Origin of the sequence: Paenibacillus sp. FSL W8-0187, assembly GCF_037969755.1 — a bacterium.
GTDB lineage: Bacteria > Bacillota > Bacilli > Paenibacillales > Paenibacillaceae > Paenibacillus_AQ.
This window is the reverse complement of the sequence record NZ_CP150206.1, coordinates 811,968-828,943: the sequence shown is the minus strand read 5'-3', so window position 1 is coordinate 828,943 and position 16,976 is coordinate 811,968. Positions and strand designations below refer to the sequence as shown.

General features: G+C 48.9%; 16 protein-coding genes. 5 read left to right on the top strand and 11 right to left on the bottom strand.

Annotated elements, in window-relative coordinates; genetic code table 11:
* Window positions 1–288 precede the first annotated feature (288 nt).
* Both MKY48_RS03660 and MKY48_RS03655 read left to right on the top strand, forming a co-directional pair.
* Window positions 289–807: a sigma-70 family RNA polymerase sigma factor gene (locus MKY48_RS03660; protein ID WP_339270119.1), complete on the top strand. Its 519-nt coding sequence runs from the start codon at window positions 289–291 to the stop codon at window positions 805–807.
* Entirely contained in the window at window positions 804–1,652 is an 849-nt protein-coding gene (locus MKY48_RS03655; RefSeq protein ID WP_339270117.1) for a DUF4179 domain-containing protein, read from the top strand. The genes MKY48_RS03660 and MKY48_RS03655 overlap by 4 nt, the downstream gene beginning before the upstream one ends.
* A 128-nt stretch (window positions 1,653–1,780) precedes the next feature.
* Here the strand turns inward: MKY48_RS03655 and MKY48_RS03650 are convergent, their stop codons facing one another.
* From MKY48_RS03650 to MKY48_RS03640, 3 genes are all read right to left on the bottom strand, one after another.
* On the bottom strand, window positions 1,781–2,842 hold the full coding sequence (locus MKY48_RS03650; RefSeq protein WP_339270115.1) for an NAD(P)-dependent alcohol dehydrogenase: 1,062 nt from the start codon (window positions 2,840–2,842) through the stop codon (window positions 1,781–1,783).
* A gap of 39 nt (window positions 2,843–2,881) precedes the next feature.
* Window positions 2,882–4,558, bottom strand: coding sequence for an alpha-glucosidase (locus MKY48_RS03645; RefSeq protein ID WP_339270113.1), 1,677 nt, complete (start codon window positions 4,556–4,558; stop codon window positions 2,882–2,884).
* A 298-nt stretch (window positions 4,559–4,856) separates the two neighbouring features.
* The gene (locus tag MKY48_RS03640) at window positions 4,857–7,109 is read right to left on the bottom strand and encodes an excinuclease ABC subunit UvrA (protein WP_339270111.1); all 2,253 of its coding nucleotides are present in this window, start codon (window positions 7,107–7,109) and stop codon (window positions 4,857–4,859) included.
* A gap of 288 nt (window positions 7,110–7,397) precedes the next feature.
* On the opposite strand from MKY48_RS03640, the gene MKY48_RS03635 reads away from it, so the two are divergent.
* Window positions 7,398–7,973: a hypothetical protein gene (locus MKY48_RS03635; RefSeq protein ID WP_339270110.1), complete on the top strand. Its 576-nt coding sequence runs from the start codon at window positions 7,398–7,400 to the stop codon at window positions 7,971–7,973.
* Window positions 7,974–8,204: a hypothetical protein gene (locus tag MKY48_RS03630; RefSeq protein WP_071222107.1), complete on the top strand. Its 231-nt coding sequence runs from the start codon at window positions 7,974–7,976 to the stop codon at window positions 8,202–8,204.
* Window positions 8,205–8,255: 51 nt separating this feature from the next.
* On the opposite strand, the gene MKY48_RS03625 is transcribed toward MKY48_RS03630, so the two are convergent.
* From MKY48_RS03625 to MKY48_RS03595, 7 genes are all read right to left on the bottom strand, one after another.
* The gene (locus MKY48_RS03625) at window positions 8,256–8,411 is read right to left on the bottom strand and encodes a hypothetical protein (RefSeq protein ID WP_006208027.1); all 156 of its coding nucleotides are present in this window, start codon (window positions 8,409–8,411) and stop codon (window positions 8,256–8,258) included.
* A gap of 190 nt (window positions 8,412–8,601) precedes the next feature.
* A complete protein-coding gene (locus tag MKY48_RS03620; protein WP_339270107.1) occupies window positions 8,602–9,120 on the bottom strand; it encodes a DinB family protein in 519 nt (172 codons plus the stop codon).
* A gap of 113 nt (window positions 9,121–9,233) precedes the next feature.
* Window positions 9,234–9,533 carry a phage holin family protein gene (locus MKY48_RS03615; protein WP_339270105.1) on the bottom strand — a complete coding sequence of 100 codons (300 nt, stop codon included), beginning with the start codon at window positions 9,531–9,533 and terminating at the stop codon, window positions 9,234–9,236.
* A 188-nt stretch (window positions 9,534–9,721) separates the two neighbouring features.
* On the bottom strand, window positions 9,722–10,279 hold the full coding sequence (locus MKY48_RS03610) for a hypothetical protein (protein WP_339270103.1): 558 nt from the start codon (window positions 10,277–10,279) through the stop codon (window positions 9,722–9,724).
* Between the two features lie 143 nt (window positions 10,280–10,422).
* Window positions 10,423–12,228 carry an ABC transporter ATP-binding protein gene (locus MKY48_RS03605; RefSeq protein WP_339270101.1) on the bottom strand — a complete coding sequence of 602 codons (1,806 nt, stop codon included), beginning with the start codon at window positions 12,226–12,228 and terminating at the stop codon, window positions 10,423–10,425.
* Window positions 12,225–13,970 (bottom strand): ABC transporter ATP-binding protein, encoded by a 1,746-nt coding sequence (locus tag MKY48_RS03600; protein ID WP_339292295.1) that lies wholly within the window; start codon window positions 13,968–13,970, stop codon window positions 12,225–12,227. The genes MKY48_RS03605 and MKY48_RS03600 overlap by 4 nt, the downstream gene beginning before the upstream one ends.
* 233 nt (window positions 13,971–14,203) lie before the next feature.
* Window positions 14,204–14,842, bottom strand: coding sequence for a DUF4352 domain-containing protein (locus MKY48_RS03595; RefSeq protein ID WP_339292294.1), 639 nt, complete (start codon window positions 14,840–14,842; stop codon window positions 14,204–14,206).
* 246 nt (window positions 14,843–15,088) lie between these two features.
* On the opposite strand from MKY48_RS03595, the gene MKY48_RS03590 reads away from it, so the two are divergent.
* Entirely contained in the window at window positions 15,089–15,421 is a 333-nt protein-coding gene (locus tag MKY48_RS03590; RefSeq protein ID WP_076322226.1) for a hypothetical protein, read from the top strand.
* Window positions 15,422–15,981: 560 nt separating this feature from the next.
* Here the strand turns inward: MKY48_RS03590 and MKY48_RS03585 are convergent.
* Window positions 15,982–16,713 carry an N-acetylmuramoyl-L-alanine amidase gene (locus tag MKY48_RS03585; RefSeq protein WP_339270095.1) on the bottom strand — a complete coding sequence of 244 codons (732 nt, stop codon included), beginning with the start codon at window positions 16,711–16,713 and terminating at the stop codon, window positions 15,982–15,984.
* Window positions 16,714–16,976: the final 263 nt, after the last annotated feature.

Here is a 16,976-nt window from a genome sequence, read left to right as displayed (position 1 = left end):
GGGTAGAAAAACCTACATGTTCTGGCCTCCGTACATTTTATATGGTTAATATAGTAACACCGTTAAGGACTTCTGTTAAGTCCACGGATTAATTTTTCAAGCGAATCAGATGGCATATCTCACCAACCGCAACTTTTTTATCCCCGGCTAAAACTATTTGGCCCGCTCCAGGGTCTAATGATCAGTCAAGCGCACTCAAGTACTTGAGCATGATCCAACCCATTAAACCAGGAATAGATCAAAACGAATTCGTGCCATGACATAAAATACTAGCGCTAGTAGTTAGGAGTGAGTGAACTGAGAGCGAAAGAGTCGAAACCAAAACAGTTCAGTGAAAATATTGAGAAATGCAAAAGCAAGTTATACCGGGTGGCCTATTGCTATGTCAAAAATGAGCAGGAGGCACTCGATATCGTCTCCGAGGCAACCTATAAGGGATATCTCGCTTACGAGCGGATGAACACGCCGCAGTATTTTGAGTCCTGGATGACCCGGATTGTCATTAACGCTGCCATCGACCATCTCGGTCGCAAGAAGCGGGTAACTTATATGGAGGACCAAACGCAAGACTATGCAGCCGCAGAGCATACCCTACCGCTGGAAGAGAAAATGGATTTATATGATGCGCTGGACAGACTGATGCCAGAAGAGAAAACCTATATTATTCTGAAGTTTTTTGAGGACCTGCGCTTTCGAGAAATGGCGGATGTGCTGTCATTGTCCGAAAACACGGTCAAGACCAGATTCTACCGCATTATCGGAAAATTAAAATCGTATTTAATCGAGGGAGAGGTCGATAATCTATGACAGGAAAAGAACGCTACGAACACATTGAGATCCCTGCCCAGCTAACCGATGTTATGGCCGCAGCACAGAAAAAGGCGGCTGCCCGCAAACGATCCATGCGCTTGACGAGATATTCGTCCGTTGTTGCAGCTGCCATTGCCGTACTATTCGTGGTCAACATCCCGACGGTGGCAAACGCCTTAGCCAAAGTCCCCGTGGTGGGCAGCATCGTTCAGGTTCTGCAGTTCGGGGGCGGAGGCGAGCGGACCGACGGCGTTACCGTGGGTACGGAAGCTTCCGAGGACGTGATTAAGATTCAATTTGATCAGGAAGGCAAGTCCGTTTCCAGTGTCCCGTCCTACACCGTGGATCACCGGGATGCACCAAACCGTCTGATCTTCACGTTTAACGGTGTACGAAACTTTGATTATGAAACCCTCAAGAAAGACATGCTGGCCCTGCCGCTGGTGAAGGATGTCTATGAAAATGTGATTTTGGATGACTCGGCCATGCGTTTTGTCGTTGAACTGAAGGATGGCGTGAAGCATACCGTATCCGAATATAAAGACCCCGGCTATATTGAGCTGAAGCTCACTTCGACCGGCGAGCCGGTAAACCCGCGCGAGGTCTTCTATATCCGCAGTGAAGCCATGCCACAAGGGGAATCCCTTGCTATTCTTGAAGAGATTTATATGGAAGACGACGTGACCTTCATTAAGACCGCTGGCGGTGACTTCATCGCGGTCATCGGCGGGTTCGATACCCGTGAGGAAGCCGAGCAAAAGCTTGGTGAAATTTCGGCTCGCGACAGCTACAGCGATGATCTGCGTATCGACAGCTGGATGAGCAATGAACGCCCGAACTAACCTGGATCATGAAAAGGCACCGCTCCGACTAATGCTGGAGTGGTGCCTTTTTATGATGATGCAATGACGTTGTTTGGGCAATATTGAACATGCCGGTCCCGGAAGCGGCTCTCCCGGCTGCAACCATATTATGCGGTTGAATGAGGATAGATCATGACTTTTACGCTGGTGTCCTTGTGCGTACGAGCAAGCTCTACAGCTTCCTCGATCTGATCCAAGGAAAACTGGTGGGTGATGATATCGCGTATGCGGCTGCCCTTGTTTTGCAGCATCTGTATAGCCGCCGGGTACGTGTTCGCATAGCGGAACACGCCGTATACATCCAGCTCGGCGTCAACCAAAGCGCCGATATCCACCGGGATGGCATCGTTTGTCGGCAGACCTACATACACGATCCGGCCTCCGCGGTTCACATAACCGATTGAATCCGCGATGGCACCGGCGTTGCCCGACGTTTCAATAATAAGATCAATCCCTTTGCCGCCCGTAAGTTCGTTCAACCGCTGCGGAACGGATTCATCCATCGGATTGATCACGCCGGAGGCTTCCATCTGAAGGGCCAAATTACGCCGGTATTCCACGACGTCGCTGCCATATACCTGAGAAGCTCCGGACATTTTGGCCGCCTCCATAGCAAGCAGGCCAATCGGCCCCAGGCCGAGAACCAGCACCCGGTCCTCCGGGTGCATACGCCCGCGGCGTACGGCATGAAGTCCTACGGACAGCGGTTCAAGCAAAGCGCCTTCCTCAAAGGACATTTCATCCGGCAGCCGGAACAGAAAGTCGCTTCGCACCGCGACGTATTCGGCCCAAGCTCCGTCAACCGGCGGGGTGGCCATAAATACAACATCCGGACACAGGTTGTAACGTCCGCTTTTACAATAAGAGCAGCGCCCGCACGTAACGCCCGGTTCCACGGCCACGCGGTCACCGGCGGAGACATTTCTCACCTTCTCCCCCGTCCTTACGACAACGCCGGCAAGCTCATGTCCCAGAATCAACGGTTCCTTCACCTCATACCTGCCAATCCGTCCATGCTCATAGTAATGCACATCCGAACCGCATATGCCGATGCAATACACTTGAATCAAGGCTTCATCCGGCTTTGGCTCCGGAATGGGAACCTGCTTCACCCCAATGGATAAAGGGCGATCAAGAACGGCGGCAGACATCATGTTTGGTTGTGACAAGCTGCATTCACCTCTCATTTCAAGAAATCGCTTACGAACTTAGTTTACACGATAAACTATCGCTTCATAAGGGTGTAGAGCGAATTCGCCGAAACTTCGCTCCGAGCGCTTGTAGTTCGAGAGTACAACTTCCGGTTGATGCTCACGCCACTCGACAGGGAATTGAAAATCCGGTGTTCCGCTATAGAAGTTGAGTACGACCAAGTACATCTCGTTCCCGAGCGACCTGGAATAGGCGAATATTTCCGGATGCTCCTGAAGCACCGCTTCATATGTTCCGTAGATCAACGCCTCACTGGATTTGCGCAGACGAATCAAGGCTTTATAGTAATTGAGAATGGAATCGGGATCATTTAACTGCTGCTTCACGTTGATCTCATGATAATTCGGATTGCAGCGGATCCACGGCACAACCGTGGAAAAGCCGCCATAAAGCGTATCATCCCATTGCATCGGCGTTCTTGCATTGTCCCTTGCCCGGTACGCGATTCTGCGCATCGTCTCGGACACGTCTTTCCCGTCCAACAGCCGCTCGCGGTAATAGTTGTAGATCTCCACGTCTCGATAATCGCTCAGCTCCGCAAACTCAACATTCGTCATTCCGATTTCCTGCCCCTGGTAAATAAACGGCGTCCCCTGCATCAGCATAAAAAAAGTAGCCAGCATCTTGGCCGATTCCTTATGATAGTGAACCGGATCGCCAAAACGGGATACGGAGCGCGGTTGATCATGATTCTCCATATAGAGGGCATTCCAGCCCACGCCTTCAAGTCCCGTCTGCCATTTATGCATGATCTGCTTCAATTCGGCCAAGTCCCAGATCGCATAATCCCAGCGCCCTTCGAGTCCGAAATCAAGATTGACATGCTCAAATTGAAAAATCATGTTCAGTGCCCCATTCTCTTCCCCAATCCAGCGGTCTGCTTCCGATATCGGAATGCCACTCGCTTCGCCAACCGTCATAATGTCATAATGGGCGAACGCTTCGCGTTTGAATTGTTGAAGAAAATCATGGATGCCCGCTATATTCCGATGTCCCGGATTCGAGTCGACATATCGAAGATGATTCGGATTGGGCATATCCGGCAAACCCGGCAGTTTCTTAATATGGGTGATCGCATCCACACGGAAACCGTCAATCCCTTTATCGAGCCACCAACGGATCATCCTGACCAGATCATCCCTGACCGCAGAATTCTCCATATTTAAATCAGGCTGCTTCTTGGAATAGAGGTGGAGATAATATTGATCCGTTAACTCGTCATATTCCCAAGCGGAACCAGTAAAGATGGATTCCCAATTGTTCGGCTCGGCCCCATCCCTCGCATCCCGCCAGATGTAGTAATCCCGCTTCGGATTAGTCCTTGAGGAACGGGATTCAATAAACCACGGATGTTCATCCGAGGTGTGATTGAGCACCAGATCCATAATAAGGCGCATGCCGCGGTTATGGATTTCGGCCAGCAGTTGATCGAAGTCGGCCATGGATCCGAACTCCGTCATAATATCCTGATAATCACTGATATCGTAACCGTTGTCGCTATTGGATGATCGATAGATGGGGCATACCCATATAACATCAATCCCGAGATCCTTCAAATAATCCAGGCGTGATATAACCCCTTGCAGATCTCCGATGCCGTCTTCATTCGAATCCATAAAACTGCGCGGATAGATCTCGTAAGCAACGGCTTCTTTCCACCATACTTTCTGCATTGTCGTATCCCCCGTTTACAATAAAGATGCTGCTTATTAGGAATGCAGACCGAGTCATTACACGTACTTCATTAACCAACTTAGTCTGTCGCAGCATACAGTATTGCCGTTTAAGCGATCATATAAGCCTAACAACCATAGAATAGCCGTGCCGCGGGGATATGCGGCACGGCCACTATAAAGTCCACTATGAAACAACTACGGAAATGAATTCGTGCCTGCTCCATGTAACATACTGCATGGGTTTGGTCAGACTCCGGTAAGTACCCGCCATTCACTCCACTTCTTTGATCTCCCGCTAACCCCGTACATACTTTGCAGTCAGCGATTGTTCCGCCATGATCAGTTCAGCAGGCGTTCCTTCGAACATGACCCTGCCTCCCCTGCTGCCGCCCTCGGGTCCAAGATCGATGATCCAATCCGCTTGACGGATTACATCCAGATTGTGCTCGATCACGATCACCGAGCTGCCGTTATCGACGAGCCGATTCATCATGTCCAGCAAATGCCCGACATCTGACATATGCAGCCCCGTTGTCGGCTCGTCCATCACGTAGATCTTTCCCTGTCTGTGCAGCTCGCTGGCCAGCTTGATGCGCTGGCTTTCGCCCCCTGACAGGGTGCTTAGCGGCTGTCCGAGCGTTAGATAGTGCAAGCCGACATCGTGCAGGGCCTCCAGCCGCCGTCTGATTTCTTTTTTCTCGAAAAAATCGAGTGCCTGCAGCACCGTCATATCCAGTACGTCGGTAATCATTTTTCCATGGAGTTTATACTGCAGCACATCATCCTTAAAGCGTCTGCCATCACAGGTGTCGCACGGAGACTTGATGCCTTCCATAAACGCCAGGTCCGTATAGATGAACCCGAGACCGTGGCAGTCGGGACAGGCTCCTTTGGAATTGAAGCTGAACAGGGATGGACTCTGATCGTTAGCTTTGGCAAACATGCTCCGGATGTCATCCATGATCCCCGTATAGGTAGCAGGATTGGAACGAATCGAGGTGCTGACGGCGGACTGGTCGATGACGACAGCCTCGGGATGCTGGGACAGGAAGGCATGATGAATCAGCGAGCTCTTGCCTGACCCCGCTACGCCCGTGACCACGGTTAACACGCCTTCCGGGATATCCACCGTTACATTTTTCAGGTTATGATGACTGGCATTGGTAATCCGCATTTGTCCTGTCGGTACCCGGAACTGTTCTTTCATCGGCATGCAGCGTTTCATATACTGCCCGGTTAACGTAGAGTCTTGGCTGCACAGCTGCTCAACCGTACCCTCGAAGACAACTTCCCCTCCCCGGGTACCTGCATTCGGTCCCACATCCACCACATGGTCGGCAATTTCAATCACGTCGCGGTCATGCTCCACGACCAGCACCGTGTTGCCCTTGTCACGAAGCTTCCTGAGCATGTCGTTCAGGCGGTGAACATCCCGGGGATGCAAACCAACGCTCGGCTCATCAAAAACATACATCATGTCCGTCAGACTGCTGCCCAGATGCCTAACCATCTTCACCCGCTGCGATTCACCTCCGGAGAGCGTGGTCGTCTCCCGATTCAGCGTTAAGTAATCCAGCCCCATATCCATCAAGTGCTGCAGCCGCTCGGCCAAACTGGCCACCATACTGGCAGCCACAGGCTCCTTGATATTCAGGATGACCTCTCTTAACTCCCCAATCTCCATGGCCGCACACTCGGCGATATTATACCCGTTGATTCTGCAGCTTAATGCCGCTTGACTGAGCCGTGTCCCCTCGCATAACGGGCATGTGCCATGCGTAATAAAATTTTTGACGTGATTTAAGGTGCGTTCGGACAATTCACTGCTGTCTCTCTGGATGTACAGCCGGTTGAACTTCAACACGAGACCTTCGAAGTCAGACTGTACCGGTCCACCCTTGGACGGAAACGTCACCTTTCCCTCCTTGCCGTATAGGAAGAGATCCCATTCCGCTTCCGAATAGTCGGCCAGCTTCTTATCGTTATCAAAGAAACCGGACATGGTGTAATTTTTCATATACCAGCTATCCACTGAGAAAATAGGAAATCGGACTGCTCCCTCATTCAAAGATTTGCTCGTATCCAGCAGTTTATTTAGATCCAGCTCAACCTTCCTGCCGATTCCCTGACATTCCGGACACATGCCTTGCGGATCGTTAAAAGAAAAGACGTTGGAGTATCCCACAAATGGCTGTCCCACCCTGGAAAACAACAGACGGAGTATGGCGTACAGATCCGTGATCGTGCCTAGCGTGGACCGTGAATTACCCCCCAAACGCTTCTGGTCGATGACGATGGCCGTCGACAAGTTCTCGATAGAATCGACGTCCGGCTGGCTATGCCGTGGAAGTCGGTTTCGAACAAAAGCGGTAAACGTCTCATTCAGCAATCGCTGAGCTTCTGAACTGATGGTATCGAACACGATGGACGATTTGCCCGAGCCCGATACGCCGGTAAAGACCGTGATCTTTCGTTTTGGAATTTGCAGTGAAACATTCTTCAGATTATTCTCCCTGGCTCCACGTATGTTGATATATTCTTGCGCCATGGCCGCTCCTCCCTTATACCCTGTAGTGTTCCTATTATAAAAGGGCAATCATGACATGTACTGTCATAATGGGTGAAGGTCTCTATTATTAAGTTATTCCCGCAACCGGTAAATATCAGGAAGGTTGTTGACCGTATTAATGCTATACTTAGTTTATAAGAGTTTGGGGAGATAAAATGTTACACCCTCCCATTTTTGATTCCGGTTTGCCAATAAGCATCCTGTCCCTTACAATTACGGAACATCATCGTTTCTTAGAATTCATGTTTACAGGAGAGTAATGACGATATGAGCAAAAAAATAGTCGCCATCGATATGGATGATACCATCTGCCATCTCATACCCAAGGCCATTCACTATCACAATCTGCAGTACAAAGATCCTCAGCTGACGCTGGATCAGATTACCGATTATAATCTGCACCAAATCTGGCATCCTGACTGCTCAGAAGAGTTTTTCTTCGGAAAGCCGGGCTTATATGAAGAACTTGAAATATTTGATGAATATACGATTGACGAAGTCCACAGAATGACGCATGATTATGACGTTATTGTTGTTACCGCAGCCCGTCCCTCCTCGGTGCCCGAGAAGTGGAGATGGCTGCAGCGACATATGCCTTTTATTCCGTTCGAGAATTTTTTCGTGGCCAAGCGCAAGGATTTGGTGGAATTCGATCTTCTGATTGACGATGGTCCCCATAATGCGATTGCCGCCAGAAAAGCCGGAAAGCAAACCATTCTGATTCCGCGTCCGTGGAACGCGCATATTCAGCATGAATTTATTCTGAAGGATTCCTGGAAGGGAATGAACAAGTTAGTTGACCGTATTTTATCTGATTCTAACCATCAAGGGGATATGAAATAAATGAATACAGACCGCAATAGTCGGTACCTATCGCAAGACATCCATTTTTTCGCGGCCGCACTGTCGGAAACGGTTGTTTCCGTATGGGAAGAGGATCCCGCTAGCGTATACGTGGAGATCGAGCGAGGTTACATTGAATGCTATACACCGGATGTCGTCCGCATCCGCAACGAAGAGACAGGTTATCTGACACACTACAGCCGTGACACCGCTATGTTTCAACGGATGTAATACGATAAAGGCCGCTTCCCTTGCCGGGAGGCGGCTCTTTTATTACTCAAATCATCTTTTAGCTGACAGAACAAGAAACAGGGTTGCGAGCGGGCCTAACAACAGGGATAGCAGAAACCAGTTTAATCCCGTTCTGTTTTTTCCTTGAGCCAATCCGGCATTAATTAACGCCAGCGTTCCCCATCCCACGTAAAATTCATTATTCATCCTATCTCCTCCGATACCGTGCTCTTTATCTGCTTATTACGTTTTGACATGCTGAATCGTTGCAGGATATACAAAAAAGAGCAAGGAAAGCTCCCTGCCCTGGGCAATTTTAACATGTATAGCAGCAGTCTCAAAAGGCTCCGGCTTTAGCCGCGAAGGCCCCACTTTCACTTGAGTGGACAATCGATCCTTATGCGTGTTCCAACTCTCTTAACAGCTGAAATATCTGTCCACGATGATGGGATTCATGCTCAATCAGATGATAGATGACCCATTCGGGCGTCACATCGTACGGTTCCAGTTGTCTGACTCGCCTCCAGTCCGAGAGGTCCATGCCTTTGAAATGGGCAAGCAATTCATGACGTACTCTCTGCATGCGGTGAAGGTGTTCCTCCAATGACTGATCCGGCACTTCAGAAAGACTGTTATCCTCGGTACGGTGATCCCAGGGAAAGCATGTCTTAATTTTCGGGTCCCAAGCGGATTCAAGCACCTCGGCGTACAGCCAGTCCGCTTCAATGTAAGCGATATGATACAACAGTGAACCGATCGACTGCCGACCGTCCACCTTATGGTTCAAAAACTCATGCCGAATCCCTTCCAGCCGTCTCAATATCGTTCGCCGCACATCTTCAAGTCCCCATATCCACCGGCCAATCTCCGGCTCAAACCCAGGCAATGCCTCAACCGTCAACGTTTTCCTCTGCAAATCTTCACGCTCCCTTACATCATCTCTTGAACCTAAGAATAACAGGCTCAAGCGGCAGACTGCCAGGTAAAGTTCGGTTTAGGCAAAAACCACCCTGGGTCATTCAGCCGTTCTTACTTCTTTCTAGTCGCAATCGCCTCTGCTGTTTGTTTAACGGCCTGATGCCCGAATACCGCAAACGCCCCTGCGAGTATGCCTTGAATGATATTTTCCACGCTCCAGCCGATCAAGCCGGTCGTGAACAGAATCGATACGACTATAACCAGATATACAATGCTCCAATTCGGAACCTTGGGGGTTTGCTTCAGCACATATCCGATTACCCAACAGGCAGCAACGACCATGAAGAGCCGCGGGTCGATCAATTGAAAAATGACGCTCCATTCCATGGTAAACCCACCCTTTCCATTCATCTTCTACATCCTATTCCTCGAGCCTATCGATTGGCTTGTATTTATATCCTTATTCTCGTAAGTAAAATAATAGAATCTGCGAAATGGAATTTTCGATAGGTTTGACGATGAGCAGACGCAGCAAAAATTTACGTTATTCCCGGGTGGAGGAAATACGCAGTGACTATCCAATATGAATGGCGCGGTTCTTAAGGCTCCTGCCTGCCCGCTTCTATTATCCCTTTGAACCAATCGGTCAACCGCCGATCCTTCTCTTCTTGACTGCAGTCTGAGGGAAAGGTTAGGTAATGCTGATGCTCGGGAATCTGGGGTATCCCCTTCTTCATGTTCGCATCCGCCCTGGCATCGTTATCGTATTCTATAAAACGGAGATCCCTTCCATCCAATGTCTGATAAGCATAACAGCTGTACTCGACTTCGTCGATGACGGTCCAGTGATGTCCCTGCTTCGTGGGATTGCATAACACATGCGTGCCCTTCAGCTTGTTTAACGAGTAAAGAAAGCCTTGCAGCTGGGCTTCCGTGACGTGGTAATCATCCAAGTAATACCGCTGCGAGACTCTGGCAACATTCGTGTCGATGATCTGGTAGTTTAGAATACACGCAGCCCCTTTGTGCAGCACCGGATGGAAGTAATCCTTCTGAATCCAGCCCTTATGGCGGGACAGGCGATCTGACACCAGGTAATCGATATTGCTATGGTCCAGGTTATAACCGAAGGTTACCAAGAATTTGCGATTCTTCATATAGAACTCCCCCTGATACATCAGAATGATTGACCCATTATTTTCCATGTATATTATACAAAAAAAAGGCAGCTTCCATACCAACGGAAACTGCCTTGCTCGAAATCTGTTCTAACATCCCCAATTCCAAACCAAACTTGATGTTATACCTTGCTAACCTCAGCTCCGTCCTTTACGACGGCTTCAGCCTCGACAGCGGACTGCTCGCCCTGCCATAACAGCTGCATCTCTTCGCTCGTTGCGAGCAGCTCGGACAAGCTGCCCTCCGCTTCGATCCGGCCATCCTTCATGACGATGATATGATCGGCCTTCGAAAGGGCTGCCCTGCGATGCGATACCGCGATGCAAGTGACGTCCCGCTCCTTGAACAACCCATCCCATACCAGCTGCTCCGTCTCCACGTCCAGCGCGCTGGACAGATCATCAAAAATGAATAAATCCGCGCCCGTAATCAGCATGCGTGCCGTAGCCGCCCGCTGGATTTGTCCGCCCGACAGCATAACGCCCCTCGGACCGACCAACGTCTCCAGTCCCTGATCCAGATTCTCGATATCCTTCTCCATGACGGCCAGACGGATGGCACGTTCCAGAGCTTCCTCCGTCCGCTCTTTCTTCCCTTGAACAATGTTCTCTCTCAAGGGATCACTAAACAGCCTAGGAACCTGCGGTGTATACGCCGCCCGAGGAGGCATAAGGAAGGTTGCTGGATCCACCTCTTCCCCGTTCCAGCGGATCGTCCCTTCCTGCTTCGGCAGCAGACCCAGCAATGTCCGAACAAGCGTCGATTTCCCCGCTCCGATTCGTCCTGTCACCACCAGAAACTTGCCGCGCTCCAAGCGGAAATTAATATCCGATATGCCATTCTCCGAATTCGGGTAATGATATGATAAATTCTTGACTTCCAGCTCCTGCAGCTTCTCCCCCGGTTCTCTGTGAATGACGGGCAGTTCCGGCGGCTCTTCGTTCAGATACGTTTCCCGTGCCTCAATAATCCGGTCTTCCTCACCAGGACGGAACAGCGAGCGCATCCGGTCAAAGGAAACCTTCAGCCGCTTGTGCTGGAACACCATATACCCGAACAAGGAAATACTGAAGCCGATATTAGCCAGGTAAGACGTAAACAAAGCGAAATCCCCGACGGTAAAATGCCCGGCCTGCATTTCAGCAGCGCACATCAGCAGAATTAGTCCCGTACAGATGCTAAGCACATGCTGATTCAAGGATCGCATCCATTGTTTGAACAGATTATCCTTCAGCGCTGCCTGCCGGCGGTCTTCGTTCAGCTTCATGAAGCGCTCATGAACATGATCCTCGGCCTGCCCGAGCTTCAAGGCTTGAACCGCACCGAAGGTTTCCGCGATAAAGCTTGTAATGCGCCCCGTAGCTTCCCGGTTCTTTAGCCCGTAACGACGCGCGCGGTTGCCGGACAGATTGTTCAGGAGTGTGACCACTACGAGCGGCAGCACGGCCACCAGCATGATCTTCCAGTTAATGCTTGCCATAATGACTACGGAGACGAGGGCAAAAACGAGGCGCCCCCAGAAATCCACCCAGGATTCCACGTATTCCACAACTTCTTCCACGTCATCGCGGAAGCGACTCATCGCCTCCCCTGGAGAAGCCGGCAAATTCCGCCCCGGCCAGCGCATGATCCCAGCTAGCATGTTCGTGCGCAGAATGGCCTGAATGTGGTAAATATACGTTACCCATTGATAAAAGGCCGCAAAGAACGTCCCCACCCGCGCAACCCTTACTACGGCAATAAAGATCAAAGGAACGGCCAGCCATACATAATCCGTCGAATTCGATGTAGCCCGGTCAAAAAACCACTGCATCCCAAGTCCGATCAATAGCGGCAAGGAATGAAATATGCACCACAACAGACCGTTGAATAAAAATAATGAAGGCTTGAAACGAAATAGGCGCCCTATAAAACCTGTGATGGTCATGCCAGTTCCTCCTCTCTGCCTGTGATCAGCAGTCTGGCATAATGCGATGCCGGATCTTGTGCAAGTGCTTCCCGTGCTCCGAATTCCAGAATTCGTCCGTCACCCAGCACCATAATTTTATCCACCTGCTCCAGCGTAGCCAGCCGGTGCGCGATGATGATGCCCGTACAACTGCTCATCAGCTGATCCACGGCCGTCTGCAGCATCATTTCCGTTGCGGCGTCTAGGCGTGAGGACGGTTCATCCAGAATCACCAGGCTCGGCTGCGTCAAAAATACCCGGGTTAAAGCGAATAGCTGCGCTTCCCCCGCGGATAGCGATGCTCCGCCTGTTGTCAGATGAGTATCCAGACCTTCCGGCTGCGCATCGATCCATTGCCGAAGTCCCAGACGCTCCGTCGTTTCCAGAATAAATGCATCCGACACGCCCTTATCGAACAACGTCAGGTTGTCACGCAGCGAGCCATCAAACAGCTGTACATCCTGCGTGACCATCCCCACCCGGCGGTAAAGCGCAGGCAGCTTCAGCTTCGTGATATCGGTCCCCCCAACGCGGATCACACCGCTGTCGATGTTATACAGTCGAAGCAGAATACGGCTGAGACTCGACTTTCCGCTGCCGGTACGTCCGATAATACCCAGGCGTTCGCCTGGTTTGACCTCAAAGTTGATGTCTTTTAGCACCGGTTTATCCTCGTTATAACTGAAGTTGACCCCCTCAAATTCCAAACCGAGCGCTCCCTCCGGAAGCTCTTCTTGTTCTCCGTCTACAATCTCGCTCTTATTGGACAGCAGCTCTCTGGAACGCAGCATGCCGGATTTTGCCTTTTGGAACTCCTGCACCTGGTCACCCAGCATCTCGATCGGGTCATTCAGCATCTGCGTATATTGATAGATTAGGAAGAGGGTCCCTAGCGTAATTTCACCGATCAAATAATAACGAACCCCTAGTAGCAGGACAGCGGTAACTGCAAGGGCAAACAGAATCACCGTGGTATTCCAAGGGACGACGCGAAGCATCCAGGCTTTTCTTCCTTTCAGGAACACGCTGCGCATCATGCGATGAAACCGATTCATCACATACGGCACATTGCCGTTCGCCTGTACATCCTCAATGCCAGCGATGCGTTCCTCAATTAAGCCAAACAGCGAAGCGCTGGCTTCCCGTTCATTCTTCGAAGAATTGACGCCCATATTCCGGATGAACACCATGAACAAAATAGACAGCAGTGTAAACACCGTCATGACGATCGCGATCGGCAGATTGACTGTGAACATAAATCCTAGTATGCCGGCGAGCAGCACAAAACTTCCGATAACCTGCACGATGAACATCGCGAAGAAGTTCGAAATATTCGTCACGTCGCCATCAACCCGCTCAATCATCTCGCCTGGCGTTTTCACATTATGAAATCGCATATCCAGCCGTAAACAATGCTTCAAAAGATCGCCGCGAAGCCGGTTCGTTGCGCGCCATGAAATATCGTTCCCCATATAGCTGACAGCCACGGTAATCAGCTGATTAAAAACAGCCACGACCAGAAACAATCCCGCCAGTTGAATCAGCGTGGCTATAACGCCGCCTTCGGCTGCCGTGTCAATAAACCGTTTGACAATCTGCGGATTCAGAAGCTGCAAACCTGTCGACGTCAGCAGCATCATGATCAGCAGTATCAGCCGTCCTTTAACCGGTTTTAAATACCGCAGCAGCCATGACATTGAAACCTTTTCTTGTTTGGGCACAGTGCCCACCCCCATATGCAAGCAAGTATGTACAGACCCTCCATCTCCCCATAAAGCAAGGCATGGCGGCAGTAAATCATTACCAGTCTACATGATATCCACAGTCATTCCTAGGTAAAGAATAATTATAATATGTACTAAGAAAAGACAAACGAACGCCTAGCTTCTGCATCTATGCAGAGCTGGCGTTCGTTTATTGTGCTTAGAATATAGCATCGGTCGTTCTCTCGGTGTTATCGTAATGTGATTTGTGCCTTGTCCTGATCTTCAAGCTTGATGACCAAGCTTTCTTTAGAATCAGCTACGCCATCGGGTACTTCTATGACAACAAATCCGGATTTCGTAGCCAAAGGCTTGATGCTGCCTGTTCCCAGATCGCCATCGATCATGGTTACCGTATAGTTATACTCATATTCCTCTTTAAATATGGCTTTCATATTAACGCCACCAATGATTGATGTGAAATCCTTTGCCTCTTTACCATTATTGGTGACTGTATAATTTAGAATAAGGAACTTGTTGCCTTCATCAGCACTTGACGAAAACATATCTGCACTTACTTTTTGATCAAACTCAAACGAATCAAGTACAACTTCCCAATCACCTAAGGTGAATTTTTCTCCAGGTTTGTTAGAAGCCTCTTTTGGTTCCTCTTTTGGTTCCTCTTTTGGTTCCTCTTTTGGTTCCTCTTTTGGCTCCTCTTTGGCTGGCTCTGTTGTTGCTTCTTTGCTCGGCTCATCCTTAACGGTCTCCCCAGCTGCATTGACACTTTCGTCTTGCTTGGCGGAGTCACTGCTCGTAGGATTATTTCCGCATGCCGAAATAACTAAAATTGCACAAATCATCAAAATCAAACCAAACTTTGTTCTCATTTACTGACCTCCGTGTAGGTAATATATACCACATTATCATACCATATATGATTTTTCTATTATTTTCTTAACATTTCGACATTTTCTTATGCAAGATTTAAACCATTCAGTATAACGAATTTCCCTATTCTCTTCCTCTATAAAACTAACAAGTCAATACCCGCTTCAAAAAAAAGCGAATCCAATAATTCAGCATACTCGTATATGTATAATAGAGTGACGTGCAACTTTTTGGAGGTGGGCATAATGAATACTGGGATCAGTGGATTAGACGGACTGGATGAACAGAAGCTATCAGAAATTCGCGAAAATGCCGCAAGGCTCTCGGACATGAAACAAGAAGTGCCCGTGGAAGAATTGTTCTCGGAATCATTTATTCAAAGACATACCAAGTTTTCTTCAATCGGTCACTTGCTGAAAGCCGCAGGTTATGAGGGAAGCACAGATGAAGAGTTTGACGAATTCATACAAGGACATACGATTAACCCATTTATCGTTGAACATACCCCATTTCGCAGCTGGCAGGATTTTCAGGAGTTAGCCGTATCCGCTTATATCACGAAATGGCTGGGATTCTAAATATTCAATCAGAAATCCGCCTGTACGCAGGCGAGGGAAGATAACCAAAGAAGCCCCTCTAACCGATGTTAGAGGGGCTTCTGATATATTTTTTAAGGGGTGCTTTTATCATATGCTCCAAATATTAATGGAAGCTTAAATTATGATTAAAGGGACATAAATTGTTTCAGGTTTCTGATGGTATTGTAATTAGGCTGAACTAGGAAAGATGGTTTGACGATTTATGTCCTACGACAGCTAATAAAGAAGGAAGCAAATCTACTGAATTATCCATTCTTTTGGGTTCATCTAATTATCTGCAAATGGATCATATAATGCCATCTGGTAACCTCCATAAAAGGTACTTACTGCAGCTACAATGATTTCCTTCATGTATTATTATTCTACACTAATATTTCCAATCCTGTAATTTATACCAACGAATAACCCCACTCCCTGAATTAATCGGGAAGCTCTGTTAATGAATTCGGATACTACTAAAATATTGAGTTTTAGAAATGCATACTTGGTAAACAAAACAAAGACCCTGCCAGCGTCCAAGCCAGTAAGGTCTTAATAATTTATGGCTTTGTTGTAACTGTAGCCGTCTTGGTCTTGTTATCCCAGACAACCTTGGCGCCTAACGCCTCACCGATAGCCCGAAGCGGCACATAGGTCACGCCATTCTCAAGCTTGCCGTCCGCGATTTGCTTCCCGTTTACGATGACATGTACCTTATCCTCCTCCGTAGCGCCCCCCTCTTTCTTCTGAAGTCCCAAATATTTAGCAATGCCATTCACATGACCGATCGCAATAGAATCAATCACATCCTGCCGTTTAAGCTTGGCTGCATCTGCCGCCACATCGATAAACAAGTTTTCGGTTAAGACAGCAGGCATCTTAGATTCACGGACCATATGCAGATTAGCGGCCTTCTGCCCCCGATCGATGACACCGAAGGATTTAATGGTACTCATGATTTCCGTGTGCATAACGTTCTGCAATTTTACCGAAGCCGAGCTTGCCGAGGTATATCGATATGACTCAAAGCCCCCAGCACCGCCACCCGCGTTACAATGGATGCTAACTAGGATATCGGCGCCAGCAGCGTTTGCCTTATGGGTCCGTTCAGCCAATTCAAGGAACACATCCGAGGATCGGGAGAGTAGTACTTGGACATCGCCATATTCCGATTCCAATCGTTTCTTCACAGCAAGAGACACCGCTAATACGATTTCCTTCTCCTGCAGGTCGTTTCCGGTTGCTCCGGAATCCTTCCCGCCATGCCCTGCGTCAATCCAAACCTTTTTCACGATCATTCACCGCCTTTGTAGGTTGTTGAATAGCCCGGTGATCCATTACAGCGAAGGCAACTGCAACAATTGCTTCCAACTAATGTTTCAATGGTTATATTAGGCAAGCAACTGTAAGTCCTACTGCAAGGACGAGTATATATATAAGATACTCCTGTTTAGCACATTCGGTGTTTGCTTGTGCCTATATTGAGCGGCCTAGATCGGTTTCTAGTCACCTTTTGAGTTTAGATACGAGCCCTGCATTTTACATTTAATGGAAC

What these genes read in the sequence shown, in the direction of transcription:
- MKY48_RS03595 (WP_339292294.1), bottom strand. Translation starts at nt 14,842, where the DNA reads ATGAGAACAAAGTTTGGTTTGATTTTGATGATTTGTGCAATTTTAGTT.
- MKY48_RS03625 (WP_006208027.1), bottom strand. Translation starts at nt 8,411, where the DNA reads ATGAATAATGAATTTTACGTGGGATGGGGAACGCTGGCGTTAATTAAT.
- MKY48_RS03640 (WP_339270111.1), bottom strand. Translation starts at nt 7,109, where the DNA reads ATGGCGCAAGAATATATCAACATACGTGGAGCCAGGGAGAATAATCTG.
- MKY48_RS03590 (WP_076322226.1), top strand. Translation starts at nt 15,089, where the DNA reads ATGAATACTGGGATCAGTGGATTAGACGGACTGGATGAACAGAAGCTA.
- MKY48_RS03630 (WP_071222107.1), top strand. Translation starts at nt 7,974, where the DNA reads ATGAATACAGACCGCAATAGTCGGTACCTATCGCAAGACATCCATTTT.
- MKY48_RS03615 (WP_339270105.1), bottom strand. Translation starts at nt 9,533, where the DNA reads ATGAATGGAAAGGGTGGGTTTACCATGGAATGGAGCGTCATTTTTCAA.
- MKY48_RS03605 (WP_339270101.1), bottom strand. Translation starts at nt 12,228, where the DNA reads ATGACCATCACAGGTTTTATAGGGCGCCTATTTCGTTTCAAGCCTTCA.
- MKY48_RS03610 (WP_339270103.1), bottom strand. Translation starts at nt 10,279, where the DNA reads ATGAAGAATCGCAAATTCTTGGTAACCTTCGGTTATAACCTGGACCAT.
- MKY48_RS03645 (WP_339270113.1), bottom strand. Translation starts at nt 4,558, where the DNA reads ATGCAGAAAGTATGGTGGAAAGAAGCCGTTGCTTACGAGATCTATCCG.
- MKY48_RS03655 (WP_339270117.1), top strand. Translation starts at nt 804, where the DNA reads ATGACAGGAAAAGAACGCTACGAACACATTGAGATCCCTGCCCAGCTA.
- MKY48_RS03635 (WP_339270110.1), top strand. Translation starts at nt 7,398, where the DNA reads ATGAGCAAAAAAATAGTCGCCATCGATATGGATGATACCATCTGCCAT.